Annotated in this window: 18 protein-coding genes and 1 pseudogene; 6 read left to right on the forward strand and 13 right to left on the reverse strand. The window is 63.2% G+C overall.

The genetic code is table 11. The features are described 5' to 3' along the window. Positions 1 to 150 precede the first annotated feature (150 nt). On the reverse strand, positions 151 to 1506 hold the full coding sequence (locus M0D66_RS33395) for an MFS transporter (RefSeq protein ID WP_200652165.1): 1356 nt from the start codon (positions 1504 to 1506) through the stop codon (positions 151 to 153). 164 nt (positions 1507 to 1670) lie between these two features. Continuing rightward, entirely contained in the window at positions 1671 to 2843 is a 1173-nt protein-coding gene (locus tag M0D66_RS33400) for a M20 aminoacylase family protein (RefSeq protein ID WP_093647064.1), read from the reverse strand. Between the two features lie 118 nt (positions 2844 to 2961). Between M0D66_RS33400 and M0D66_RS33405 the strand changes: the two genes are divergently transcribed. Together M0D66_RS33405 and M0D66_RS33410 are read left to right on the forward strand one after the other, a co-directional pair. After that, complete coding sequence (locus M0D66_RS33405) at positions 2962 to 3912, forward strand: LysR family transcriptional regulator (protein WP_200566504.1); 951 nt, start codon at positions 2962 to 2964, stop codon at positions 3910 to 3912. 108 nt (positions 3913 to 4020) lie between these two features. Continuing rightward, positions 4021 to 5397, forward strand: coding sequence for a RimK family alpha-L-glutamate ligase (locus M0D66_RS33410; protein ID WP_200652166.1), 1377 nt, complete (start codon positions 4021 to 4023; stop codon positions 5395 to 5397). A 23-nt stretch (positions 5398 to 5420) separates the two neighbouring features. Here M0D66_RS33410 and M0D66_RS33415 read toward each other — a convergent pair whose 3' ends face one another. Both M0D66_RS33415 and M0D66_RS33420 read right to left on the reverse strand, forming a co-directional pair. Next, complete coding sequence (locus M0D66_RS33415) at positions 5421 to 5879, reverse strand: hypothetical protein (RefSeq protein ID WP_200652167.1); 459 nt, start codon at positions 5877 to 5879, stop codon at positions 5421 to 5423. A gap of 129 nt (positions 5880 to 6008) precedes the next feature. Then, positions 6009 to 7445 carry an aldehyde dehydrogenase family protein gene (locus M0D66_RS33420; protein ID WP_266212606.1) on the reverse strand — a complete coding sequence of 479 codons (1437 nt, stop codon included), beginning with the start codon at positions 7443 to 7445 and terminating at the stop codon, positions 6009 to 6011. 206 nt (positions 7446 to 7651) lie between these two features. Between M0D66_RS33420 and M0D66_RS33425 the strand changes: the two genes are divergently transcribed. Continuing rightward, entirely contained in the window at positions 7652 to 8023 is a 372-nt protein-coding gene (locus M0D66_RS33425; RefSeq protein WP_200621573.1) for a cupin domain-containing protein, read from the forward strand. Positions 8024 to 8137: 114 nt separating this feature from the next. On the opposite strand, the pseudogene M0D66_RS33430 reads toward M0D66_RS33425, so the two are convergent. The 3 genes and pseudogenes from M0D66_RS33430 to M0D66_RS33440 all read right to left on the reverse strand — a co-directional run bounded on the left by M0D66_RS33430 (position 8138) and on the right by M0D66_RS33440 (position 12553). Further along, positions 8138 to 9529 (reverse strand): annotated as a pseudogene (locus tag M0D66_RS33430) (NAD(P)/FAD-dependent oxidoreductase). Between the two features lie 159 nt (positions 9530 to 9688). Continuing rightward, entirely contained in the window at positions 9689 to 11305 is a 1617-nt protein-coding gene (locus M0D66_RS33435; RefSeq protein WP_234487762.1) for a cytosine permease, read from the reverse strand. Between the two features lie 267 nt (positions 11306 to 11572). Beyond that, entirely contained in the window at positions 11573 to 12553 is a 981-nt protein-coding gene (locus M0D66_RS33440) for a LysR family transcriptional regulator (RefSeq protein ID WP_093647048.1), read from the reverse strand. 155 nt (positions 12554 to 12708) lie between these two features. Between M0D66_RS33440 and M0D66_RS33445 the strand changes: the two genes are divergently transcribed. Then, the gene (locus M0D66_RS33445) at positions 12709 to 14100 is read left to right on the forward strand and encodes an NAD(P)/FAD-dependent oxidoreductase (RefSeq protein ID WP_234487763.1); all 1392 of its coding nucleotides are present in this window, start codon (positions 12709 to 12711) and stop codon (positions 14098 to 14100) included. 65 nt (positions 14101 to 14165) lie between these two features. Here M0D66_RS33445 and M0D66_RS33450 read toward each other — a convergent pair whose 3' ends face one another. Beyond that, entirely contained in the window at positions 14166 to 15059 is an 894-nt protein-coding gene (locus M0D66_RS33450; protein ID WP_093647042.1) for a LysR family transcriptional regulator ArgP, read from the reverse strand. Between the two features lie 97 nt (positions 15060 to 15156). Between M0D66_RS33450 and M0D66_RS33455 the strand changes: the two genes are divergently transcribed. After that, positions 15157 to 15783, forward strand: coding sequence for a LysE/ArgO family amino acid transporter (locus M0D66_RS33455; RefSeq protein WP_093647040.1), 627 nt, complete (start codon positions 15157 to 15159; stop codon positions 15781 to 15783). A gap of 15 nt (positions 15784 to 15798) precedes the next feature. On the opposite strand, the gene M0D66_RS33460 is transcribed toward M0D66_RS33455, so the two are convergent. The 5 genes from M0D66_RS33460 to wecB all read right to left on the reverse strand — a co-directional run bounded on the left by M0D66_RS33460 (position 15799) and on the right by wecB (position 25248). After that, positions 15799 to 16698, reverse strand: a complete 900-nt coding sequence (locus M0D66_RS33460) for a hypothetical protein (protein WP_200652179.1) — start codon at positions 16696 to 16698, stop codon at positions 15799 to 15801. Positions 16699 to 16851: 153 nt separating this feature from the next. Next, complete coding sequence (locus M0D66_RS33465) at positions 16852 to 19554, reverse strand: tetratricopeptide repeat protein (RefSeq protein WP_200652170.1); 2703 nt, start codon at positions 19552 to 19554, stop codon at positions 16852 to 16854. Further along, a complete protein-coding gene (locus M0D66_RS33470; RefSeq protein ID WP_200652171.1) occupies positions 19551 to 21770 on the reverse strand; it encodes a glycosyl transferase family protein in 2220 nt (739 codons plus the stop codon). Before M0D66_RS33470 ends, M0D66_RS33465 begins: the two co-directional genes overlap by 4 nt. Further along, positions 21767 to 23968, reverse strand: a complete 2202-nt coding sequence (locus M0D66_RS33475) for a cellulose biosynthesis cyclic di-GMP-binding regulatory protein BcsB (RefSeq protein ID WP_244869549.1) — start codon at positions 23966 to 23968, stop codon at positions 21767 to 21769. Before M0D66_RS33475 ends, M0D66_RS33470 begins: the two co-directional genes overlap by 4 nt. Positions 23969 to 24051: 83 nt before the next feature. Continuing rightward, a complete protein-coding gene (wecB, locus tag M0D66_RS33480; RefSeq protein ID WP_200652172.1) occupies positions 24052 to 25248 on the reverse strand; it encodes a non-hydrolyzing UDP-N-acetylglucosamine 2-epimerase in 1197 nt (398 codons plus the stop codon). Between the two features lie 993 nt (positions 25249 to 26241). On the opposite strand from wecB, the gene M0D66_RS33485 reads away from it, so the two are divergent. Beyond that, complete coding sequence (locus M0D66_RS33485; protein WP_042324250.1) at positions 26242 to 26403, forward strand: DUF1328 domain-containing protein; 162 nt, start codon at positions 26242 to 26244, stop codon at positions 26401 to 26403. Positions 26404 to 26445: the final 42 nt, after the last annotated feature.

Genomic DNA, 26445 nt, shown 5'->3' on the forward strand with positions numbered 1-26445 from the left:
CCGCTTTCTTTTGCCTACTTTTCTTTGCGGCGGCAAAGAAAAGTAGGTGCCCCCCCGCACAGGGGGAACGCTAATAGACCACTAACAATTCAAGGAAAGGCCAAAGCCCTAAGAACACAGACAATAAGCGCCGCGCAGGCAAAAAAACCATCAATCTATAGCCCTCCCTGCAGTCTCCCTCATAAACGGCAACGGCAACAACGACACCACCCCACACCCAATCAAATACCAGGCAGGCGCCAAATTACTCCCCGACACCTGAATCAACCAGGTAGCAAAAAACTGCGCAAACCCACCAAAAATCGAAACCCCTAAACAATAAACAATCGACATCCCCGTAGCGCGAATCTCGCGCGGAAACATCTCCGGCAACATGACGATATTAGGCACCGCGGTAAACGCGACAAACACAGCCAGCACAGCAACAACAGACAACAAAACCGGCACCGTGGGCAAAGCATTAATAATCATGAAGGCCGGATACACGGCAACAATCAACATCACCCGCGAAATCCACAAAACGCGTTTGCGCCCCACGCGATCAGATAACGATCCCGCAAATGGCGAGCAAATCACCGTCACAATCGCCGCCGTCCAAGCGGCCCACAACGCCGACGACATCGGGAAATGCAAAATCCGAATCGCGTAGGTCGACAGATAAAACAGCACGATGTAGTTCGCGGCCGTGCCGCCAATCGTCGTCAACACACCCGTCGTGATCACGCGCGAATGCTCGCGGAACAACTTGCGAACCGGCTGCGCATCAGGCGCCTGGGCCGCAGAAACCGTACCGTCTTCCACGCCCGGCAAGGTTTCGTCCAGATGCCGCCGGATGTAAATGCCAATCGGACCCATCGCCATGCCGATCACAAACGGCACACGCCAGCCCCAGCTCTCCAACGCGGCAGTGGACAGCGCCGCCGCCAACGCAACACCCAGCAGCGAGCCACAAACCGTGTTCAAGCCCTGGCTCACGAACTGCCAGCTTCCGTAAAATCCACGCGTCTTATCGCTGCCATATTCAAGCAGCAACGATGTCGATGCACCAATCTCGCCGCCTAGCGCAAAGCCCTGAATCAATCGCGCAAGGATCACCAGTAGCGGCGCGGCGATGCCGATCGCCGCGTACGTCGGTGCGAACGCGATGATCGCCGAGCCGAGTGTCATCAGCCACAGTGTGAGACTCATTGCGGCCTTGCGGCCGGCGCGGTCGGCATAGGCGCCGAGCACAATGCCGCCCACCGGACGCATGATGAATCCCACGCCGAACGTGCCGACCGCCAGCATCAGTTGCGCAAGCTGCCCTTCCACCGGGAAATACAGCTTGCCGATGATCGTCGCGAAGAAACTGTAGATCGTGAAATCGAAAAACTCGAGGCCGTTGCCAAGCGTGATCGCAGCAATCGCCTTGGCGTGGCTCGTGCGTTTGGCCGGCGGCATGGTCGACGCGTCGCCTAGATTCAAAGCGTCGGTGCCTGCGGGTTGCGGTGTAGCGGAATAGTCCATCTGTCTCTCCATGGTGTCCTTCCTGCCAATGCGCGGACCTGCGGCCTTGCGCGCCTGAAAGCGATGGACGGTCTGACTGGCCCCAACACGGCCTTGATGGCCCCGCGGGTCTTCGTGACCCTCGGAGCCTTGCATGGCCTCAGTTCAACGCGATGCCGCCTGCCTCAGACGAGGAACGTCTGCGCAAGCCGCACCCAATACGCCGCGCCGGTAGCGAGGCAGTCGTCATTGAAGTCATAGCCCGGGTTGTGGACCATGCAACCGCCCTCGCCGTCGCCATTGCCGATGATCAGGTAGCTGCCCGGGCAACGCTCCAGCAGGAACGCGAAGTCTTCACTGCCGGTCAACGGTTGCATGTCGGCGATCAAGCCGTCTTCGCCGAGCCAGTCGAGCGCGACCTGCCGTGCGAGACCGGTCATCTGCGCATCGTTGACGAGCACCGGATAACGTCGTTGATAGTCGACGTGCGCACGCGCGCCGAACACCGCCGCCTGTCCGCAGGCGACCGCCGTGATGCGCTCCTGCAAATAGTTGCGAACCTCAGGCTTCAGCGCGCGCACGGACAAGCGCATCTCCGCGGTTTCAGGAATCACGTTCGGTGCTTCGCCGGCGTGGATGGCGCCGACCGTGATGATCGCCATGTCGAGCGGCGCAATGTTGCGCGATACGATCGACTGCAAGGCCAGCACGATCTGCGCGCACACCACCACGGGATCGACCGCCTTGTGCGGCACCGCGCCATGACCGCCGCGGCCGGTTACCTTGATGATCACCGTATCGGACGAAGCCATGAACGAGCCCGGCAGGAAGCCGAACTTGCCGGTAGGGAAGCCCGGCATGTTGTGCATCGCGAAGACCGCGTCGCACGGGAATTTGTCGAACAGGCCGTCTTCGAGCATTTTCTTCGCGCCGGCCTGACCTTCTTCAGCGGGCTGGAAAATCAGGTTCAACGTGCCGTCGAAATTCTTTTCCTGCGCCAGATGCTTGGCGGCCGCCAGCAGGATCGCCGTGTGGCCGTCATGGCCGCATGCGTGCATCTTGCCGGGGACGGTGCTCGCGTACGGCAGGCCGGTGGTCTCGTGAATCGGCAGTGCGTCCATGTCGGCGCGCAGGCCGAGTTTGCGCGTGCCGCTGCCTACTTTCAGTTGCCCTACAACACCGGTCTGACCCAGCCCGCGATGCACGGTGTAGCCCCACTCCTGCAAGCGCTCGGCGACAAGGTCACCAGTGGCGAACTCTTCGTAAGCCAGTTCGGGCTGCGCGTGAATGCGGCGGCGCAGCGCGATCATTTCGTCTTCGAGTTCGGCGATGCCCGCCGGGATGGCCATGGTGTTCACGATGTTGTCTCCGTCGATGAAAGCGTGAACCGAGCATAACCACGCCGATTTTCCAGCGGCAGGCGTAGAATCGTTGCACCAGCAACCAGTGGTTGCCACCCACGTACGGGTTTTCCAGATGAAACTGCATCAACTCAGCACCTTAGCGGCCATTGCGGATACCGGCAGTATCCGGGCTGCCGCCCGTTCGCTCGACCTTTCGCCGGCCGCCGTGACCAAGGCCATGCGCGAACTGGAGGCCGATCTGCAAGCGCCATTGCTGGTGCGCGGCGCGAGCGGGGTCGCGTTCACGGAGTTCGGCCGCGCGCTGGTCGTGCATGCGCGGCTGGTGCTCGGTCAGTTGCAGCGCGCGGAAGCAGAGATCGAGGCGATGCGCGGCGCGGCGGCCGGCAAACTGTCGATCGGCGTCACGCCGTGGGTGGCGCTGACTTTTCTGCCGCCCACAGTGCAGCGGTTCCGGCAGCACATGCCGGAAGTCCAACTGGAATTTTTTGAGGGGCTGCTGGGCGTCGTGCAACCACGCCTGCGTGACGGCAGCCTCGACTTCTCGATCGGCCGTCCGCCGCCCGCTTCGCCGCAATCGGAGTTTCACAACGTACCGCTGTTTTCAACGCATTCGGCGGTGTGCGCGCGGCGCGATCATCCCAAGGCGGGTTGCCGCACGCTGCTCGAACTGGAAGACGCCGAATGGGTGCTGAACTGGGACCCGGCAAGCCGCGAGTCGATCTCGGACAATCTGTTTCGCAAGCGCGGCATGAAGGTGCCGCACACGATCCATCTCGCGCATTCGCTCTCGGTCGTGCTCGGCCTGCTCGCACGAACGGACATGGTCAGCATTTTTCCGTGGCCGCTCGTCGAAGTGCTCATCGCAAAGGAGAACCTGTGGGCGCTCCCCTTGCGCGAGACGGTGGATGAAACCATCGTCAGTATCACGTCACGCCGCGGCGCGCCGACCAGTCCGGCGGCCACGTGTTTTCTGGAGTGTTTGCGCGAAGTCGTCGACGAAGGCGCGCGCTCGCAAGACCCTGAACTGCGCCGGCTGTTTCATTCGATTGAACTGCTGCTGTAGTGATGTGGTGGGGTGACGGACCCGCGGCGCTGTAAGCTGAATCGCATGCACGCCCGCTATGCTTCGAGTGCGCAGCGGCGCGTCGCCCTGCCGCTATCCCGAGCGACCGTGACCCAGAATCCTGACAACGAAGCCGACCGCAAGGCACAGCCTCCGGGCACGTCAGCGGAGTATGCCGACGACAGCGCCTCGCTCGATCCGTCCCATCACTGCGCGCTCGCTGAAGCGCGACGCGCCGACGGCGACGAACTGGCCGCCGTCGCGCATCTGATCGCCGCCCACACGCTAGACGCCTACGCCGCTGCGGCACCCAACGCCAGTGCCGCGAATCTCTGCGATGTCGCGACCGGATATTTCATGAAAAGCGATCATGAGATCGCCGAATACTGGTACCGCCTCGTTCTGAAGCTTGATCCGCATGTCGCCGTTGCTTGCCAGAATCTGGCCGCCATCCTCGCAGGCAGCGGACGCGCGAGCGAAGCCGCCGTATATCGGGAACGTGCCTACCGGATCCAGCGTGTCTTTATCGAGGGAAGTGGCGCCGGGCAGCGCCGCGTGCTGATCCTCTGCGCGGCACACACCGCCGGCAATGTGCCATTCGATGCTCTGCTGCCCAGCACGACCTGCTGCCGCATCAAATACGCTATCGACTACGCCGCCGACTCAGAAGACCAGCAGTTGCCGCCCTACGACCTCGTGTTCAACGCGATCGGCGATGCGGATATCGCCGCCCCGCTCTCCGGACGACTCGCGCGCTTCGTCTCGCGCTGTGCGCGGCCCGTGCTCAATCCGCCCGACGCTATCGCTCGGACCCAACGGCATCGTACCGCGAGCCTGTTCGACGGATTGCCGGACGTGCAGGCGGCACCTTGCGTACGCAGCGAAACCGCACCGGCTTCACGCAATGCGCTTGACGCGCTGCTCGCGGCGGCTGGCATCGACTTTCCGGTCCTCGCGCGTCCTGCCGCGACACACGGCGGCGAGGGGCTGACGCTATGCGAGAGTCCCACCGCGCTCGAATCATGGCGCTCGGCACAAACCGAGGTTTGCTATCTCGCAGCGTTCCGCGACTATCGCAGCGCCGACGGTTTCTACCGCAAATACCGGATCATTTTTGTCGACCGGGAGCCGTTTCCCTACCATCTGGCGATTTCGCCACACTGGATGGTGCATTACTACTCCGCCGACATGGAACAGTATCCGTGGAAGCTGGAGGAAGAGCGGCGCTTCCTCGACAATCCGCACGTCGCACTCGGCGAGCGCGTCATGAGTGCGATCGCGGCGATCGGCAGACGGCTCGATCTCGACTACGGCGGAATCGACTTCACGGTGCTGCCCGACGGACAGGTGCTGGTCTTCGAAGCGAACGCGACCATGCTGGCCCACTTCGAGCGCGCAACCGGCACCGTCGCCCACAAGAATCCGTACGTGCAGCGTATCGTCGATGCGTTCGAACGGATGATGTCGCGTCACTCCGCGACCTGAAGGTTCGCCCGAAGGTTCGTCCGTTACTGGCTGGATAGATGCTGCTGAAGATACGGCACGAAGCCGTTTTGCGTCGGACCGATCTGCTTGACGCAATCATCGTAGTCGGAGCCCATCGCGCGATCCTGGCCGTACATGCCACGGCACTGCGCGTACAGCGTGATCGTCGCCCCACTGCCCTTGGCCACGCGCGTGGCCGAATAAACCGCATGCCCCGAGCGGCTAGGCACATCGGTCTCGATCGCCACCGCGTCCGCGCGAACGATCAACGTGTAAGAATGCGCCGCCACGTAGTCCTTCGTGAGCGACCAGGCCTTGTCACACTGCGCCTGATCCGCGCACCCGACAGCGGCGTTACGCTGGGCGCTATCGAGCAGGTTCTCTGAGCGGGTAAAGTCGCGCGCCTGAGCTTCCTGTTTTTCTGTGGATGAACAGCCGCCCAGGGCAAGCGCAGCAAGCGCAATAGCGATAGTCTTTTTCACTGGTTCAAGATCCGATGGCGAATTCCGGCAAAGATTATAGACGCCGGCCAACAGCGTTCGCAGATTGGAACCGCCATCGAAAAACGGCCGGTGCCTTGGGGTCTCTCACCGCCCGGCCGTCGCGCAGCGTCAGCTTGCGTAACCCACCACGCCTTTGATCTCCAGAAAATCCTCGAGACCGAACTCGCCGTACTCACGGCCATTGCCCGATTGCTTGAAGCCGCCGAACGGCGCATCGGGGCTGTAGTCCGCGTAGTTCAGATAGATCGTGCCGGTACGCAGGCGCTTTGCCACGGCATGCGCATGCTCGATCGAGGCGGATTGCACATAGCCCGCGAGGCCGTAGAGGCTGTCGTTGGCCATCGCGATCGCGTCATCTTCCGAGTCGTAGCCGAGAATCGACAGCACCGGCCCGAAGATCTCTTCGCGCGCGATCGTCATGGTCGGCGTAACGTTGCCAAACACCGTCGGGCGCACGAAGTAACCATCCTTCAATCCCTCAGGCCGGCCCGGGCCGCCGGCCACCAGCGTGGCGCCCTCTTCGACGCCCACACCGATCAGCCGCTGGATCTTGTCGAACTGCTGCTCGCTGATGACCGGCCCGAGATCGATGCCCTTCGCATCCGCGGGACCGACGACCAGGGCTTCAGCCGCTTCCTTCGCATAGCCCAATGCCTCGGCGAGGCGTGCGCGCGGCACGAACATGCGCGTGGGCGCATCGCACGACTGGCCGCTGTTGTCGAAACATGCACGGGCGCCGCGCATCACAGCCTGCTTCAGATCGGCATCTTCGAGAATCAGGTTGGCCGATTTGCCGCCCAGTTCCTGGTGCACGCGCTTGACCGTATCCGCCGCGGCCTTCGCGACTTGCACGCCCGCACGTGTCGAACCGGTGAACGACATCATGTCGATGTCCGGATGACGCGACATCGCCTCGCCCACCGTTGCGCCTTCGCCGTTGACGAGGTTGAACACGCCGGCCGGCACACCCGCTTCGTCAAGGATCTCGGCGAAGATGATGCCGGAGAGCGGCGCCAGTTCCGAAGGCTTAAGCACCATCGTGCAGCCGGCCGCGAGCGCGGGCACGACCTTGGTGGCGATCTGCAAGGCCGGCCAGTTCCACGGCGTAATCAGCCCGCACACACCGACCGCTTCCTTGCGGATCAGAATGCTGCTCTTCACGTACTCGAATTCGAACGTATCGAGCGTGCGGATCATCGTTTCCAGATGCGCGACGCCGGTCCATGCCTGCGCATCGTTCGCATACTGCAGCGGTGCGCCCATCTCGCGGCTGATCGCGTGCACCATGTCGTCGTAGCGCTTGCGGTAGACGTCGAGAATCGCTTGCAGCAGATCGATTCGCTGCGCGATCGTGGTCTCGCTGTAGGCCGGAAAGGCACGCTTCGCCGCAGCCACGGCACGGTCGACATCGGCCGCGCTGCCGAGCGAAATCTGCGCGAACGCGGTAGCCGTGGACGGATCGATCACGTCGAGCGTGGCAGCGCCTGCCGGGTTTTGCGGATCGACCCATTGTCCGTCGATATAAAACTGTTTGGCGTGTTGCATGGGCTTGTCCTTTACATGAATGGTTGGGTCAGACCTTGGGCCGAGAAAGCGCCCGGGAGCGGTATCGAATGCTTTACATCGACGCCGCTCAATCTGAATGTCTTCAAATCGAAATTCATCGCTACGCAGCTTTGGCTCAGACTCCGGTTCTGCTTCGATTCCGTCTTCGAATCACTTGTTTTCGATCACATAACCAGGAGAGACACATGAGCACCATCACTTTCACCCGCATCGACGCTAAAGGCCCCGGCGCTTCCGGCCTGAACCCCGCCCTGCACGATCCCGCCGACGTCATTCTCGAAGGCGCCAAAGCACCGCACGCCCTCAACGCCTTCTCCGACGCGGGCAACATGCTGTCCGCAGGCGTATGGCAATGCGACGCGGGCACGCTCAAGCTGGCCGACCTGCCGATCCACGAAGTCTGCGTGCTGATCGAAGGCGAAGTCGTCATCACCAGCGACGACGGCCGCAGCGAACGCTATGCCGCCGGCGACGCCTTCATCCTGCACAAGGGCTTCTCGGGCACGTGGCATATGCCGGTGGCGACCAAGAAGTACAGCATCGTCTACTGCGGCTGATTCATACTGCATCGCAGCGTTGCTTCAACATGAACCGCACCCCTTAAGGTGCGGTTTTTTTATTCTGGCGGCAATCAAAAAAACCGCCGGACACATCGACACCTACCGCAGCAACTACATCGGGAAGCCCAGCGCCTTGATCGAATTGATCCAGAGACGCCGCCAGCCACCGCGATCGTCGGCCCCGTCGAATGCGTTGAAGGTAATCTTCGCGGCGATTCAGCGCAATGGTTCCGGCGGAATATACGACGGCCCCTTGCGCGAAATATCCAGCGACGTAATCAACGTCTCGCGATTCCACAGCATGTCGAGCCCCATCTTCGCACCAAAGCGGCTGCCCGCCACGCCGAACCCCGTATAGCCCGCGACGAACACGCTCTTGCCACCGTGATAGCGGCGCGCGAACACGGCGCCACGCGAGCAGTAGTCGATCGGACCACCCCATGCATGGGTGAAGCGCACGTCGTCCAGTTGCGGGAACGTACGGTAGAAGGCTTCGGCGAGCTTGTAGTATGTGCTCTCGTCACGATCCGCGGCCGGATTTGGATCGCCGCCGAAGTGATAGCTCACACGGCCGCCGAAAATGATCCGGTTGTCTTTGGTGAGACGGAAATAATTGAGCTGCGTGCGCGTATCGTAGATGCCCTGGCGATTGTTCCAGCCGATCCGTGCCATCTGCTCGTCGCTCAACGGCGCAGTCGCGATGATGTGATCGCGCACCTGCATCACGCGGCGCTTGATGTCGGTCACGCCCACATCCGCCGTGCCGGTGCCAAGCAGCACGCGTGGCGTTTCGATGCTGCCCGCCTGGGTGTGCACCATCATCGTTGCGCCGCGATCTTCCATGCGCGTGATCGGCGAGTGTTCGTGCAAACGCACACCGAGTTTCAGCGCGGCGGCCTTAAGGCCCCACGCGAGTTTCGCCGGATGAATCGTGCCGCTGCGATTGCGCGACCACATCGCGCCTGCGAACAGCGGTGAATCGAGTTGTTCGCGCGCGCCTTTGCTGTCGAGCAAAACGACATCATGCCCGTGGGCTACGTGCAGTTCGTAATCGCCTTTCAGATGATCGAGGTGGCCCGGATCGACGGCAACCGTCATCTCCCCATTCCATTCGACGTCTGCCTCAATGCCGTAACGCGTCAACGACTCCTTGAAGCCGTCGAGATTCTCCTGGCCCAGCTTTTCCAGCACGTCGAGGTCTTGAGGAAAGACGCGCGTCGCATTCGGCAGACCATGCATCACCGACGTGGAAATGATCCCGCCCGGGCGGCCCGATGCGCCGTAGGCCACCTTCCCTGCTTCGACTAGCACGACGTCGAGTGACGGGTCTGCTTCTTTCGCCTGAATCGCGGCCCATAAGCCGGTGAATCCACCGCCAACGATCACCAGATCCGCGGAAGTCGGTCCGATCAATTCCCGTTCGACAGCCGGTGCACGCGGATTGTCCAGCCAGAACGGAAACAGCTTTACACCTTCAAACGCGCGCTTTACTGACTCGCTCATTTTGTTTGCCTACTCAACTTGAATACCATTGCATTTACTGCGCGACTGTTGCTTCGGTGCGGTCTTGGTGACACTTGAACGCAGCTTCTAATGCCACCTCGATGCTGCGTTCGGCGCCGTGTCCCTGCGCCTTGCATTGAACACCTCGAACCGCACGATTCAACCCGCGTCCTGCGTGTCCAGCACTTCTTCGCGTTCACGTCGTACGGCGTGCTGCTGCGGTTGTGTCTTCATTGGCGTCTTCATTTGCGCGCCGCCAGCCTTAAGCTTAGTCGCCGGCACCACCGGGTGCACGGTCGCATTGCGCTGCGGACCGCTACGCAACCAACGTCGGCCGAGCGGCCCATACACGCCATCCGGTTCAGGAAAGCACTGCAGCAACGCGATATACAACGCGCAGGCCAGCGTCAGCGAAACCGGCATGCTGATGTCGAGACCACCGGCGAGCTGCCCGAGTGGACCGACGAACTGATCCGGCAAATTGACGAAGCACAGGCCGACCACCGCGCTCGGAATCCACGCGCCCATCGCGCGCCAGTTCCAGCCGTGCGTGAACCAGTAGTGACCGCCACGGCCGCCGCGATTGAATACCTGCAGATCGTCGGACAGATAGAAACCGCGTCGCGTCACGAAGCCGATGATCATGATCACCATCCACGGGCAACTGCAGACGTTGATCAGCACCGAGAACGTCGACACGCTTTCGACCAGATTGAAGGCGAAACGGCCGAGAAAAATGAAGCCGATGGCGAGGCTGCCGATCAGCAGCGTGGCGCGCACGCGGTTCAGAAACTTGGGGAACATGCTCGACATATCGAGCCCGGTGCCGTACAGCGCGGTGGTGCCCGTCGACATCCCGCCGATGATCGCAATCAGACACACCGGCAGAAAGAACCAGTTCGGCGAGATCGCCAGCAACCCGCCCACGTAGTTATTCGAGGCGATAAAATCCGGCGCCTTACTGGCAATGATTGTCGCCGTGGCGAGGCCGAAGAAGAACGGCACGAAGGTGGCCAGTTGCGCGAGCATCACCGCGAGGATCGTGCGCTTCTTCGGCGTGTTCTGCGGAATATAACGAGCCCAGTCGCCGAGCGTGCAGGCGAACGACACCGGATTGCTCATCGCAACCAGCACGGCGCTCACGAACGCCGGCCAGAAACCCACCGAGCCGAGCGCCACCTTGCCGGCGTACGCGCTATTGAACGGCCCGGCGAACGCCACGATGCCGACCACGAACAGCAGACTCGCGGCCCACACGGCGATCTTATTGACCCACAACATGAAGCGGAAACCGTAGACGCAAACGGTCAGTACCAGCACCGCAAAGAGACCGTACGCGAAGCTCAGCGTCATCCAGTTGACCGGTAGGCCGAGCAGATGATTCGCACCGCCCACGAGCGCGTCGCCCGAACTCCACACCGCCAGCGAGAAGAACGCGACGGCGGTCAACACCGCCAGAAAGGAGCCGACGATCCGGCCATGAATGCCGAAATGCGCCCCCGACGAAACCGGATCGCTCGTACCGTTGCGCGGACCGAACAGGCCCATCGGCGCAAGAATGCACGAACCGATCACCACGCCAAGCACGATCGAATAAACGCCCGCCTTGAACGACAGACCGAGCAGCACGGGAAAACTGCCGAGCACCGAGGTGGAAAAGGTATTGCAACCGCCGAACAGCAAGCGGAACAGATCGATCGGCCGCGCATAACGCGAGCGATCCGGAATGCGTTCAAAACCGAATGTTTCGACTTGAGTGATGCTGTTGCTGCTCATTGTCTCCAACTCCTGTAACGGCCAGGTCAATCACAATGGCTCGCCACGAGGATGCGGCGTCCACTTTTCTCGGATATCTGGACGTCACTGTAAAGACAATCGGCGCGGGCAAAAATATCGCCCGCCCAACCTTTACTTCGATCGCGGGCGATGTAAGCTGAAATGCCCATCCTATAAGGCTCTACGGATGCAACTGGAGACTGCGCGAGGACCTCCTCCGGGCTTGCTCTAACGCAAACGTCGAAGCGAATAGCGAGAATCCGCGCCTCAAATCGGGCTCGCTTCACGCGCATCACGCGCCTGGCGGCGCCGTTTCGCGGCGGCGACAGTCGGCAGCGGGATCGGCACCGCGCCGGACATGCCGTGCTCGATCAGAAAATCGCGGAACAGGCCGGCGACATGCGGCAGGCGTTTGTCGGACACATGCATCACGTACCAATCGCGCTCGATTGGATTCGCGGGCAAAGGCAATAACGCCAGCAGACCCGCCTGAAATTCCAGCGAACACGCATGCAGCGACAGAAACGCGATGCCGAGACCCGCTTCGACCAGTTGCTTGATCGCTTCGTTGCTGGACAGTTCGGAGCCGATATGCAGCTTGTGACCGGCGAGCCGAAACAGATTCTCGACCGTCGAGCGCGTGCCGGAGCCCCGCTCCCGCACGAACAGATTCGCGGTTTGCAGATCGTCCAGCGACAAGCGCTTTTTCTTCATCAACACGTGGGCAGGCGAGGCGACGAACGCCATCGGATGCTTGGCGAACGCCGTGGCCACTGTGCGCAATTCACGCGGCGCGCTACCCATCACCGCAAGATCGATCTCGTGCGTGGCCAGCATGCGGATGATGTCGGCGCGATTGCCGACCTTGAATTGCACCTTCACTTGCGGGCGCGATTCCGTGAAGCGCACCAGAAAAGGCGGGATCAGATATTCGGCGGTGGTGATCGCGCCAATGCGCAGTGTGCCGCCCTGCTCGCCGTGCAAGGCGGCGAGATCATCCGCCGCGCCGTTCCACAGATCGAGGATTTCCAGCGCATAGCGCGCGAGGATTTCGCCCGCTGCAGTCAACTGCACGCCACGGCCCACCCGCTGCAATAGCGGCGCACCCGCTGCCTCTTCGAGCAGGCGCACCTGAAGCGACACCGCCGGCTGCGTGAGCTTCAATTCTTCCGCTGCGCGCGACACGCTGCCGAGCTTCGCGACCGTATGCAAGGCTTTCAATTGACGAAACGTGGCGGCTTTTAACATAAGTGAAAACCTATATGTTGTGCAGAAACATTAAATTGTGCTGCGGTTTCAGCCGATTCTATACTGGCCCTGACAGATGAGGCGAACGAATACCGGACATAGCCCCGAGACGCCTTCGCCGGCTCGGCACAGATAACTTCAGGAGGATACGGATCATGGCTGCAATCGATCAGCAGGGAGCCTCTACCGCGCAACGCAGGGAGCAAGGGCAACAAGCGGCGCAAGCGGCAGCGCATCGCGTCGTGATCGTCGGCGGTGGGGTCGGCGGCCTTGGGCTCGCTACGCGACTCTCAGAAACGCTCGGACGCGCCGGTCTCGCACAGATCGTGCTGGTGGATCGTTGGCCGACGCATTTCTGGAAGCCCTTGCTGCACGAAGCCGCGTCGGGCCAACTCGACCCGGCCACGCATCAATTGCAATACGCCGTGCAGGCGCAACGGCACGGCTTCGAATTCGAACAGGGCGAACTCGCCGCGCTCGATCGCACGAACCGGCACATCACACTGAATGCGCTCCACGACGCCGACGGCCGCGAAATCCTGCCATCACGGCAACTTGCATTCGATACGCTGGTGCTGGCCATGGGCAGCGTCACGCAATATTTCGGCGTGCCCGGCGCGGCCGAACACGCGTTGCCGCTCGAATCGGTCGCACATGCGGAAGCGTTTCGCCGCAAGCTGCTCGACGCCTGTCTGCGTGCGAATCATGCGCGACGCGCACGGACCGCGCAGGCGGACACGCCGGTGTCGATCAACATCATCGGTGCTGGAGCAACGGGCGTTGAACTCGCCGCTGCGTTGCGCGATACGGTGCGCCTGCTGAACCGCTATAGCCCGTTTTCGCTCGACCCCGTGCGCGACTTCCGCATCCGTCTGATCGAAAGCAGCGAGCGCGTGCTGCCTGCCCTCTCCGAAACGATCTCGGCGCGTGCGCAAAAGATGCTCGGCAGTCTCGGTGTCGACGTGTTGAACGCCACACGCGTCACTGAAGTGCGCGCCGACGCCGTGCTGACGAATGAAGGCGCGCCGCTCGCCAGCGACATCGCGATCTGGACAGCCGGCATCGCCGGGCCGCCGGTGTTGCGCACGCTGGACGGCATCGCGGTAAATCGCAACGCACAGGTGCAGGTGAACCGCACGCTGCAATGCACGAACGACGCGAACATATTTGGACTCGGCGACTGCGCGGCCTGCCCTTCTTCGGAAAACGCGGACGCGTTCCTGGCGCCGCGCGCTCAGGTCGCGCACCAACAGGCGCAGTTTCTGGCGCGTGCGCTGAAGTGCAGAATCGAAGGCGAGCCTTTACCGGAGTTCGTCTATCGCGACGCGGGCACGTTAGTCGGCTTCGGCCGTGAAGGCACGATCGGCAGCCTGAGCAACAGCTTGCTGACGCAGCCGGTGTTCGTCGACGGCTGGCTGGCCACTGCCGTCTACAAGCTCATCTATCGCCGTCACGTGATGACATTGACGGGCTTCGCACGCATGGCGCTCGATTCGGCGAGCCACTGGTTGCGGCGACGCGTGCATCCGGTGATCCGGCTGCATTGAAATTGGCAAGCGCGGGCGGCGTTTTTCAGATTCTCAGATTCAGAAAAACACCGCCCGCGCGACGCTCAATCGAGAAACTCCGTCGCCCGCTTGCGCAGCATCGCGCCGAAATCGTCGAGCCAGCCGATCGACAGGCGCCAGCTCTGCCAGTACAAATCCACATCGAGATGCTTGCCAGGCGCCACCTCGACTAACTCGCCGCTGGCCAGATGCGGTGCAATCATCCGTTCGGGACACATGCCCCAGCCCATTCCCGTCACGCAGGCGCGCAGAAAACCGGCGACGTGCGGAATCCAGTGCAAGGGCGGATCCAGGTCGGCCCGCGTGATGCGGCGCATGAAGCGCTTCTGCAACTGATCCTTCGGGTTGAAATCGACGCACGGCGCGCGCCGTAACGACTCGCGCGTGACACCGTCGGCAAAATGACGCTCGCGAAACGCCGGCGTGCAGACCGCCAGATAGCGCATCCGGCCGAGGCGGGTCGAGCGGCAGCCCTGCACGGGCTCGGCCTGCGTAGTAACCGCGCCTTGCACGCTGCCGTCGCGAATCCGCTCTGCGGTGTGGTCCTGATCGTCGATCACCAGATCGAGCAGCATCTCCCGTTCCACGCAGAACTGGGCCACCGCGTCGATGAACCAGGTGCCTACGCTGTCGTCGTTGACAGCCACGCGCAGCGCCGGCCACGGTTCGACCAGCGCGCCGGGCAGCGCCGGCAGCCGGCCGCTCAGCTCCGCTTCCAGCAATAGCACGCGTTCGGTATGGCGGCACAGCAGCGCCCCCGAGGTGGTCGCGACACACGGCTGGCCGCGCTTCACGAGCACGCTCCCCACCCGTTCCTCCAGCAGCTTGACCCGCTGGGAGACGGCCGAGGGCGTCACATTCAGTTCGCTGGCCGCACGGTCGAACGAGCCGTGCCGCACCACGGCGGCTAGCGCATCGAGCAACGCATAGTCGAGCATTAGCGTTCCTTAATCGGCATTAAGTAAATTAGCTTCTCTTATGAGTAGCAAAACCGCAGACTAGCCTCGTTCGCTTTCCCCGTCTACTGGATCGACTATGAATTGGCTGTCTTTTTCCCACGGTGCTGCCCTATGCGCGTCGCTGATCGTGACGATCGGTGCCCAGAATGCGTTCGTGCTGCGTCAGGGCATCATGCGCTCGCACGTCGGCAAGATCGTCGCTCTGTGTGCGCTGTCGGATTGCATCCTGATCGGCGCGGGTGTCGGTGGTGCATCGGTTCTGGTGGAGCGCTATCCGGTGTTCGTCCACACGATGCTGTATGTCGGGCTCGCTTATCTGGCGTGGTTCGGCATCAACGCGCTGCGCCGTGCGGTGCGCCCGGGCCATGCGGTACTGGACGCCAATGCGGACGGCACGAGCGCAGCAGCACCCGTGCAACGCGCACTGCCGATCATCCTGATGACGCTGGCCTTCACGTGGCTCAATCCGCACGTATATCTCGACACCTTCCTGCTGATCGGCACGGCCGGTGCGCGCGAACCGGACGGCGCACGGGTGGCGTTTGCGCTCGGCGCGATGGCGGTGAGCGGAATGTGGTTTATCGGTTTGGGTTATGGCGCCCGCGCGTTGGCGCCGCTGTTTCGCCGCGCGACGGCGTGGCGCGTGCTGGATGGCGCGATCGGCAGCATGGTGTTGCTGCTGGCGGTGACGCAGTTGCGGTGATTGCCGGCGGGCGCCCTATTTCTGCACCTGCTGCATGCCGAGCAGATCCTGCACGAGTTGCGCCGACACGTAATGCGGTCCGTCGAAGAGATAGGTCCGGTAGCCGCGATACGCGAGCAATTGCGGCGACAGTTCAGCAGCCGTCGCCGCGCGGAACGCACCACCTTGCGCGGGACGAAATGCCTCGGCGATGATTCGCACACGGTCCTTGCCGAGCCGCGCAGCCAACGCATCCGCATACTCGCGCGCAGCCGCCGGGCCGCGCGCATAGACACCGCAGCCATCCTGCAGAAACACGCCGACATCGCGCGGCAGCCAGCCGTCCAGCCACGCTGCCAGCGCCGTGCCGCCGATATTCGCGTTGTCGTAGACACTGATCCACAGCGGCCGTGGCAGCTTGTTTAGCAAGGGCGCGAGCGCGGCGGCGTCCTTCCAGGTCGGGTCGACTTCCACCGGAAAGTAATAGCCATCGATGTGAACCGCAGGCCGCACGGCCGCCAGCTGCTTCGATTGCTCGACCAGTTGCGCCACCTGCGCACGGGCCGTGGTTTCGTCGAAACGTCCGGCAAGACCGACGATCACATTGCGCGCCCACGGTTCGCCCGCAATCCGTGTCCAGTCCGGCAGACGTCGAACCGTTTGCATGGCGGTGCCGGGCAGAAACGACATGCCGTCCACCGCCGTCCATTGCACCAGCAGATCCGTCACGCCGAGGCGATTCCAGTCGCCGCGCGGGTCGACATGATCATCGTCGAGCTGCCACACCACGCCCTGCGCCAACGCGCCGGCGTCGCCCGCACCTGGCGCCGAGCAGCCGTACACGAGCGCGGCGCACGCACTCGCCGCCAGCAGCGCGCGGCGGCGTGGGGAGACCGGCTCGCCCTCTCGAGTCTGAACGTCGTGTGGATTACGCATTGTGCTGGCGCTGTGCTTTGAAATGAACGTCACGATAATCCTGAACAAGTTGCGCGCGATCGATCTTGACGTTGACCGATACCGGCAAGGACCGGCACGCGAGCAATTCTGACGGGATCATATACGACGGCAGGCGCGCGACATCGTCCTGAGTCAATACGAGTAGATCGCGCCGAAGAACACGCCACGCGCGCGTTCGTCACCCGTGATTTTCAGGCGGTACTGCACCGACAGATCGACATACGAGCGCGGTGCGTCGTATTTGCTGTCGCGAAACCAGTAACGCGTCGAAATCCCTACACCGGCTCCGAGCGGAATGCTGTGATTGACGCTCGAGTCGTAGTCCGCGCCGATCACGGCATACGGGAACACGGTCCACTTCGGGCTGTAACGGTCCATGCGGAAGGTGCGGCCCAGTTCGAGATTGGTGGTCGCATAGACCGATCCCGCGTTCAGATAGGCGCCCGTTTCGGCGTAGACCTGCGCGGTCCACCACGACGGCACGTCCACCCGGCGCTCGATGCCATAACCGCCTGAATACGCGAGCCGCGCGAGCCAGTCGGCATTGACCCGCGAGCCGATCGGAATGATCCGTTCGAAAGCGACGATCGCGTCGATCTGCGAGAACGGCTTGGCGCGCGCGCCGACGGTGGCCTGCAAGGTATCAATGCCGCTCGCGCCGCCGTTCTTCACGCCGAAGCTTTCGTAGCCGCGCGCGTAGAGTTCGAACATCCGGTCGCCGAGACTGCCGAACGGACGCCAGTAGGCTTCCACGCCGGCCTGCCAGTTGTTCGACGTGCCCGGCGTCGGCGACGACGCATAGCCCGGCTGCATGCCCGCGCCGCGATAGTTGAGCGATGTGTCGAAGCCCCAGTTGCGCGTGGCCTCGGCGTGCGCGCTGCGCATCTCGTTCAGTTGCGCCGGTGTGGCCGGCGGCGTGTCGTCCATTGGCGTGGCGCTTGCGTCGATCGCGCGCTCGAAGTACTGCGCCGCTTCGCGATTGCGGTGTGCCTGGACGGCCGCATAGCCCGCGTCAGCATACGCTCTGGCCGGCATGGTGCCGGCCTTGTCGGCCATGGTGAAGCGTTGGTACGCGACGCGGTTGTTGCCGGCCCGTCGCGCGATGTACGCGGCGGCCATGTCGGGTATCGCGTCGAGCATGCCGGCATCGACCATCTGCTGCGCTTCGCTCGCCGCGGCGCGGTCGTCGCCGGCGGCGCTCAGCGCATTGATCAGTTCAACGCGATGCTGTGGATCGTCAGGCGCGGCCTTCACGGCTTCGCGCGCATAGCCGACCGCGCCGGGTTTGTCGTTCGCGGTCGCCGCCGTCGCCGCCGCACGCGCCGCCGCGAAGCCGGGATCGGCAGCGTACACGTCGCAGCTCGCGCCGAACTGATCGACGACGCAGTCGAAGACCGGACGGCGTGCGGGATCAATCGGTGTGGTGGGGACGGGCGACATAGACGAAGCGGTCATGGCGGCCGTCGTGCTCGCGGCGCTGATCGCATCAGACGCGCTCGCAGCATGCGCTCCAACCGCCGGCGCTTGCGTCAACAACCGTCGTGCCTGCGCGCGGCGCAACGCAATCGGCGCATCAGTGTCATCGCCATTCGTCTTCAGCGGCGCGAGCAGATCGAGCGCGCGCTGCGGCTGCCCTTCCGCGATCCACACATCGGCGATGATCACGCGCGCCACGCGTTTGTTGCGCTGGGTCGCAGCGTTGGCGTGCAGCGCTTTGGCGAAGTCCGCCTCGGCCTCCGCCGTCTTGCCCTGCGCGGCCAGCGTATAACCACGCAGCGTAAGCGGCATGATTTCCGTATCGTCGGCGACAATGGCCGCACTCGCCGCCGCTTGCACGCCAGGCAGATCGTTCGCGGCGAACAGCGCGTCGATCAGCTGGATGCGGTAGCCGACCAAGTCCGGCGCATAGGCGACCGCCTCACGCGCGAGCGCGGCGGCTTCCACGTAGTCGCCCTTCTTGCGCGCCGCGAACGACGCACTCGACGACTTCGGCGCCAGACGGCTGCCGATAAAGCTGCGCCTCACGCGCAGTTCGTCGTTGTCGCCGAAGCGTTTGCTTGCATCGAGATCGGCGTTCCATGCATCGGTGTCCTGACCGGCCGCGCTCGCCGCGTCGATCAGCAGCAAGCGCAGGCGCAGCAGATCGGGACGCAATGCGATCGCCTCGTTCGCGTACCGGACCGTGCCGGAAAAATCCTTCGCTGCGTACGCCTTGTAGGCATGCTGCGCGGCCGTCAACGCGGCGCCGGTCAGCGCGTCCGGGTCGCCCGGTTGCTGACGGCCGGCGCGTGAGGCCGCGCGGGTCGACACGTTTAACGCGTCGATCTGCTTGCGACGCGAGACCAGCGCCGGATCGCGGCCGATCTGCGCGATCGCGTCGCCGAGCGAGCGGCTTGCTTCGCCATAACGACGTTGCGCGGCAAGCGCGTTAGCAAGCAGCACGCGCAGCGACACGACATCGGGGCGCTGGCGAATCGCCTCGCGCGCCCGCGCGATCGCGCCGCTGTAGTCGCCGCGCCCATAGGCGGCATAGGCGTCCTGCGCCACCCGATACGCTGCGCCGCTCAACGGCAGCGCATTGTGTTCGGATGAGACCACCGCTGCGCTCTGCGCAAACGCCGCGGCGCTGCTCAAGCACAACGCGCCGGCCACCATTGCAGCGGTGACGCCACGCAACGTGAATGCGGAAGCCGCAATCGAAGCCGTAGTTAAAGTTGCCGTTGAAGCTGTCGTTGCAACGCACGAGGAAGCGGAAGCCACCGTTGAACCAGAAGCCGAAGCCCCCAAAGAAGCACGCGCCATCCACGCACGCCGGAAGAAAAAAGAATCGCTCATTCGGATGCCGCCAGAGCGCCCTGAAGGCGGCGCTGTTGCTCAATTACGTTCTCGAGTGCGGCACGCGAGATCACACCGCGCGCCACCATGTAGTCGCCGATGCGGCCATGGCGATCCGGGCGGTAGTCCTGCATCGCCGCTTCGAAGGCCTCGCGGCGCACGTGGCCGTGCTCGATCAGCAGATCGCCGATCAGCGGCACGCTGCGTGCCGGCACGGGTTCGGCGCCCCCGGCCGACGATGCGCCCTCTGCCCCACCTTCCACGGCACCCATACCCAGCTGCCCGCCCTCGCCCGCCGGCGCCGCGATCTCGACGCCGCGCAACACGCGCAGCCCCGCGGCGATCTCGCCCTCACGAACGATCTCCTGAGAGACCGTTCCACCGACCAGCGCGCTCAGTTCCGCGAACACCGGTTCGGCGAGCGGACTCGCAGTCAGCAGAATCGTCCGGCGACCTGCAGCGTCGGCCTGCGGCAACACGCGATGGCGCACGATCGCTTCGAGCGGCAAGCGCTTTGCATCGTCCTTGATGCGTTCGAGCGCCACGTGGCCACGCGGCAAGTCAGACTGGAACGCAATAGCTTCCGCGAGGGTTTCCTCGTCGAGCCAGCCCTTGGCCATCAGCACGCGGCCGAGCGGCGCCTCACGCGCATGGCTTTCACCGAGCGCCTGTTCGAGCTTGTCCGGGTCGATGGCCTGCCACGACAGCAGCAATTCCCCAAGACGCTGACGGCGATTGTTAAAACCGTCGGCGGACGGGAAGTCATGCATGGTCTTGTCCCATGCCAGCCGCTTGCCGGTCACAAGGTGCATGAGGAACATCTTCCACGCCCGCGAGACAGCCATGAAGTTGATGAAGTTGCCCACCACCATGCGCGGCACGGACAGCACCCCGTGCTCCCAGCCGTAGAGACGGGTCACGAAATAGATCCGCTGCCCCACGCGCAACAGCAACGCGCAACCGTTGGCCCACAGCAGCGCTTGCAGCCATGGCGAATCGGCGAACGGCGAAGCGATCAGCTCCGGCATCAAGCCGAGCAGATCCGCGCCGGCGAAGAGCAGAAACTGGATCACCAGCGCATACGCAATGATGCCGACGAACGCGGTAACGATGCCTTTGCGGTCACGGAACAGCAGATAGCGATTGGCGAACGAGCCGCTCCAGCCGGTCTGCTTCCACCCTTGCAAGCCGATGCCGAGCGTCCAGCGCGCGCGCTGCCGATAGGCGGTGCGAAACGTATCCGGGAAGAATTCGCGCACGCAGAGCGGCATCGTCACGGTGATGTCGCGTTCGCGGCCAAGACCGAACCACGCCTTGCGGCGCGTGGCGAATTGCACCGGAAAGCGCGCGAAGATCGACTGCATGCCCATCTTGCCGAGGCGCGCACCGACGTCGTAGTCCTCGGTGAGGCTCTCGGTGTTAAACGGCTGGTTGTCGGTTTCAGCGTTCAGCGCGAGGAGCGCACGCCGTGAAAAACACGTGCCGACACCCGCTGAAGGCACCGAGCCGACCAGGCTCTCGCGCACCACCAGATCTTTCGCGTGCCATTCGGCGAACTCGTCCATATAGGTGCCGGCCACGAGTTCGAACCAGTTGCGCTCGAGCGAAGCCACCGGCAACTGGATCATGTCCTTGCGCGGCAGCAGATAGTTGAAAAAGCGCAGCTCGACCGGATGCAGCACATCCTCGCTGTCGTGCAGCACCACGCCGGCGAATTCGACGCCCGCTTCTGCCTCGTACTTAAAGATTGCCTGGATCACCCAGTTCAGACAGTCGGCCTTGCAGGTCGGACCGTCGTGCGGCACTTCCACGCGGCGCAGCTGCTTATAGCGGCGGCGCATCCGTTCGACTTCGGCGATGGTCTGCGGGTCGTTCTGATAGGTGCCGACAAACACCACATAGTTGCGGTAATCCAGCACCCGCACCAGGTCTTCGATCATTGCCGCGACCACGTCGTACTCGTGCCACGCGGGCACCATGATCGCGATCGGCTGCTCGTCTCGCTGATACAGCTGCGCGCTGGTAAGCGGCTTGTAGGCGCGCTGCACCGTGAAGTGACGATAGAGCGTGCGGGTCCAGTACCAGAGGTCGATGAACAGATCGTCGAGGCTGGACAGCAGGATAACGAACGCCACCAGCGCCGCGACGTATTCGAGCCCCTGGTAATAGTGGGCTACCGCGTAGCCCGCATACCATTTGATTAGCGCGAAGCTCACGACTTGTCCTGATTCCTGCGACGCGCCACGCCGGCCACCAGCAGCAACACGATCAGCAAGCCGACGAGGCCGGCCGGGATGCCCCAACGCACCCAGCTCTGCATGAACCACGGGCCTTCAACGTCGTCTGCGCCAACCACTTCGCCCGGATGACGCGTATCGAACTGGCGCAACGTGCCGCTGCCGTCGACGATCGCGACGTCGCCGCGCGACAGTTGCAGCGAGGCAGGCAGAATCGCCGCCGTATCGCCCACCGTGCGATACACGATGCCCGATACGCTGCCCGACTTGACCGCTTCGATCACGCCGACGCGGTTCAAACCCGAAATATCCGCCAGCATCTTGCCGGATGCATCGGTGAGCGACAGACGGTCTTTCGACAGATGGGCGAGGCTCTTCTCATCGGCGAGCGTGACGTCGGCTGCGAGGAAGGCGCCCTTCGGGCTCGCCGCTTCGCCGTCACGTGTAACGCTGAAGGTCGCACGGGTCGGCGCGATGCCGCTCGCGTTCACCAGTCGCGCGACGCGCGGCAGCACTCGTGTGGCGTCGTTCAGATACGAGGCCGGCACGATCACATTCGCTTCCGACGCGAAGCGCGCCACCATGCCGGTGAAGTCGTCGCCGACTTTCGCATCGGTGAGCGTGAGATGGCTGCTCGGCAGAACGGCAATCGGATGACCTTGGCCGCGCGCCTGGCAGCCGCCTTCCGGTTGACGCTGGAACTCCACGCGCAGCACGTTGTTCGGGGCGAGCGCGTAATGCGGCACGCGCGCGGTGATGCGCTGCGGTCTGCCGTTGGCGGTCAGCAATTGCGAGCCGATCAGCACGTCGTTGAAATAGATCGAGGCGGTTTGCGCGGTGTTGTTCAGCGCCGGCGACGCAGCCACGTCGAGCACCACGGTGCCCGGCAACTTGCCGTTGCCCGACGCCGCACCCAGATCGAAACTCGCGTCCCAGGTGGCGCGGCCCTGCACGTCGAGCGTGCGCGGCTGGCCGCCCAGCAGCGATAGCGCGATTTCGTCGCCGCGCGTGTTCGGCGCGGTGTCGATCTGATGGACCACAAGACGGCTCGTCACGTCGATCGGACGCCACGAGCGCGCGAGGACCGCCACGCCGTCGTTATCGCCGATCACGATCGCGGTCTGGCCGCCGAGGTGAGCAAGGCGCACTTCGCCCGCGGCGAGCGGCTTGGCGATCGGATCAATCGCGCGAGCACGCCATGCATCGAATGCCTCGCTTGCACCCGGCGAGGCGCTGACGACCTGTTCGCGCAAGGCATCGAGGGATGTCTTCAGCGTGTTGCGCACCGTGTCGTCGGCGACGATCACGTCCGGCGCGAACGCCGGGCGCGGCGTGAGTGCGATCAAGGCGCCCGCTTCCGCCGGGTTCGCCAGCTTGTGCGAACCGCCCGCGGCCAGCGCCGCAAAAGCTGGAATCGCGCGCAGCGGCGCCGGCACCTCGGTGTCGCCCAGATCGACCGTATCGCCCACCGCCGGCCAGGTCCGCGTTGCCGGCGTGCGGCCTTCGCGTTGCAGCAGCGCTTCGACGCGCCAGCCTGCGTCGAACGCCGGCGCCGCGAGCGTGCTCGCGCCGAGCATCACCACCGGCTTTTGCGGCAAGGCGCTCCACGCGCTGCGCAGATCGACGATCGCGTCCGGATCGTAGCGATAGGTCAGGCGCGAAGTCGGCGCGATGCGCCAGACGTTGCCGATCGCGGTCTGATCGGTACAGACGTTATCGCTGAGCACCGACGACCAGTCGAGGCCCACGCGCACGAAGCCGCCCGGCCGCGCCGCGCCATCCACACCGAGACTCGCCGACGCGTCGCCCTGGTCCTGTGTTGGGCTGCGCGAGAGCACCGGTGCGCCGTCGAGCGACACCAGCATGGTCGTGCGGCCGCCGTTGCCGCGCAGATAGCTGCCGTCGATCTGCAAGGCCGCGTCGCTCAATGGCACACCGGCCGGCACGGGCAGATACAGTTCCTGACGGCCGTCCGGCGCGCGCAACACGACCGGATCACGCATTCCCAGTTCGGCCAGCGACACCGTACGCGTGGCGAGACGGCCGCTGCCGAGTTGCGCGAAGCTGCCGGCGACGTCGGCCGGCTGTTGAGCATGGGCCGTCGCGGCAAGCAGCAGCACGGCAAGTGCATTCAGGCGGGAGCGCGCGAGGCGGCGCATTGGCGTATGGGAGGTCACGTTGTCTTTTCTCTTAATTAGCGCGCAAACAGTGAAGCTGATTCGCACTGCATGGATTGTCTGGAACTGCGGCCCGCGCGGCGCTATTGCACGGCTTTTGCGCATTGTGTGTGCGGAACCTGCCCCGTCCCATCGATGCCGCCACTTACGAACTCGTCGAACGGACGTCCGGTCAACGCCGCCACAATCCGTTGGGATGCATGGCCGTCGCCGTATGGGTTGACGCGATGCGCGAAATCGTCGCGCTCGCCTGCGTCGTCAAGTAAGCCCGTCACCGCGCGGACGATCGCTTCGCGCTCCGTGCCGACGAGGCGTACCGTGCCGGCCGCCACCGCTTCCGGACGCTCAGTCACGTCGCGCATCACCAGCACCGGTTTGCCGAGCGCGGGCGCTTCTTCCTGCACGCCGCCAGAGTCGGTGAGAATGATCGAGGCGCGCTGCATCAGACGCACAAAACCCAGATAGTCGAGCGGATCGATCAGATGCACGTTGCGCGCCGTGCCGAGGGTTTCCTGCACCGGCCCGCGCACGTTCGGATTCAAATGCACCGGATAGACGATCTGGACCTTGTTAGTCTTCGCCAGATCCGCGAGTGCCGCGCAGATATTCGCGAAGCCCGCACCGAAGCTCTCGCGGCGATGGCCCGTGACGAGCAACACCGGCAGCGCGCCGTCGAGGAACGGCAAGCGCGCGTCCAGCTCGGCGCGCAGCGCCGCGTCGCTGTCGATGCGCGCGGTGGTGAGGTTCAGTGCGTCGATCACCGTATTGCCGGTTACGATGATCCCGCCGTGCAGCGCTTCGTGCGCGAGGTTCGCTTTCGAGCTCGCGGTGGGCGCAAACATCAGATCGCTCATGACATCGACCACGCGGCGGTTCATTTCCTCCGGCCACGGCTGCATCAGGTTGCCGGTACGCAGCCCCGCTTCGACGTGACCGATCGGAATCCGCCGATGAAACGAGGCCAGCGCCGCCGCGGACGCGGTGGTCGTATCGCCGTGCACCAGCACGCGATCCGGCTGAACGCTTGCGAGCACGTCGTCGAGCGACGCGATGAGACGCGAAGCCAGACCGTTGAGCGTCTGGTTGCCGGTCATCAGGGCGAGGTTGTGATGCGGTTTGATCTGGAACAGATCGAGTACCTGATCGAGCATCTGCTGATGCTGGCCTGTGACGCAGACCACCGACTCGACGCCGGCATCGGCTTCCAGTTGTTTGAGCAGCGGCGCCATTTTGATGGCTTCCGGCCGCGTGCCGAAAATCGACAGAACCCTCGTTGGCATATGCCCTCGATCTTTATTTGAATGTTTTATTTGCGACAGGTAATGCGAAGCACGCGTTAACATCGCACCCCGATATTTACAGATCCGATTTGCCCATCGCCGATAATTACTGGCAGTTCCCATATGCGCCGGGAACGATTCGATCGGATGCAATAACTGCCGACTGGATTCACGTGAGCGTCGTTTGAGCGAGCAGCCATTGATGGTGAATCGACGCGCATTCTAACGCGTATTTCACCTTATCTCACAATGGATTTTCCCCTATGTGGCGGCTCCGCGGCGGCCGTGGCAACCGTGAAGCGGGGTTGTTGCCGCCCAAGCCGGGGGATTAAACCGGCGCAAACGTTTTCCGAATGTTTATGAAAGCGTTAAATTTGAGCCAATCATTTTTAAAATCTGTAAATGTTAAATTATAATTAACATTTTCCCTGCTTCATTCGCTCAAGTGGCATAGCCCGCAGATTAAGGCCGCGCAAACGTTATCGGTGGATTCGACGTGGTGCGGGCAATATCATGAACTACCCGTTCAAATTGACTGTGTATGTCTGCCTTGCTGGATTGGGGTTTCGATTTCCGTGATCAGTTCGGCGTTCTGCGACTCTGCGGATACGCGGATGCCGCGTTGTTGCAGCAACGCGACAGTGACGCCGGTGGCGGGATGGGTTTCGTCGTGGAGCGTGCCCGTTCAACGCACGCTGAATTCCCCAGATCAAGGCAATCACGAGCCAAACGAATCGGCATCGATCAATCGCTTTATAAGGGTTCCGAATTATATGAGGCGGCGGCACGACGAAGCGCGTTTCCAGAACGCGTTCGAAGATCATCAGCTGATTGAGTTCCAGCTCGCGGATCAGGAGCGGCCCTGTTCGTCCTGCTGCTGGGCACACCTATTGCTGTATATCGCTCGCCGGCAACAACCCGTCAAAGCACGCAGTGCCCACAACGAGTAGCCGTTTTCAACTTCGATCCAGCAATCCATCGGTGGGAGGCCCCATGCTTCGATACGCTGTAATCTTCTTCATCATCGCGATCATCGCCGCGGTATTCGGCTTCGGCGGCATTGCCGCAGGCGCGACGGAAATCGCCAAGATCCTGTTCTTCATCTTCGTGGTGATCTTCCTCGTCACCTTGCTGATGGGCGTGATGCGACGCTGACCTCCGCATCGAACAGGTAAGAAGAAACACCCGCCCCGGTGC

Source organism: Paraburkholderia sp. SECH2 (assembly GCF_030464795.1).
GTDB lineage: Bacteria > Pseudomonadota > Gammaproteobacteria > Burkholderiales > Burkholderiaceae > Paraburkholderia > Paraburkholderia aspalathi.